Here is an 809-nt window from a genome sequence, read left to right on the forward strand (position 1 = left end):
GCTGATGCGTCTGTATCGTCTGAAACGTGTTATCCATAACGGCGAACGCGTCAGCTTCCAGGAAGGCCAACGTGCCCACGTCCATCTGGTTTACTTCCAGGAAGGCGACAACAAAGTGTCTGCCAACCTGAACCTGCCGATTGATATCCAGATCAAACTCGTCGAAGTTATGAAGAAAGATTCGTACTACTTCTACAACGACGAAGTATTCGAAGATATCAAGCAGGGCAAAACCATCGACAACAACGATTACGTCGATGAGTTCGTGTTCAAGCTGAGCTATGAAGAAGGTAATACGTTCATGAATACTGAGCGTCTGACCTTCCAGCGTAAGTTCGGCCCGCACGAGTTCAACTTCGAATTCGAGAGCGAGAAAAGTGACCCTACATTCAGCGCGATTGCTCGCGTCTTCGAAGGTCTCGAAGAGAAGTAAGAGCTGCCAGTTCTGCGGCTTAGAGCAGATAGGATGGGAGACCACTTGTCGTAACTGTGGTCACCATTTGTATTAACAGGGTGTAGCGCAGATCAGTAGCGCGCTGGGCTTTAGGCCCAGAGGTCGCCGGTGAGACTCCGGTCACCCTGACCAACTTCTACCTAAACATACGAGAAGATTATGTTAATTTATGTTAAGGCAGTTCATTATGATTTCTACAAACGTCGCATCGATGAACTTTGTGATCAGTTCCCTGGTGTGTTTAATAAACGTTTTCCTCATTTGCTGGCTATCGGCATCCATAAACAGCTTGCCGAGCGGACGTCTTTCACTGAAAAAGAGATTGGCGTTCTACTGCGAGTTTGGACTCATCGCA

Annotated in this window: 2 protein-coding genes; both read left to right on the top strand. The window is 47.7% G+C overall.

From position 1 onward, the window contains the following. Positions 1 to 433 (top strand): hypothetical protein (locus N1032_RS24695; RefSeq protein WP_259543161.1); only part of this gene is annotated, 433 nt, incomplete at its 5' end. Between the two features lie 180 nt (positions 434 to 613). Further along, a partial coding sequence (locus N1032_RS24700) for a ProQ/FinO family protein (protein WP_259543162.1) occupies positions 614 to 809 on the top strand: 196 nt, incomplete at its 3' end.

The organism is Herbiconiux daphne, from assembly GCF_024979295.1.
Lineage (GTDB): Bacteria > Actinomycetota > Actinomycetes > Actinomycetales > Microbacteriaceae > Herbiconiux > Herbiconiux daphnes.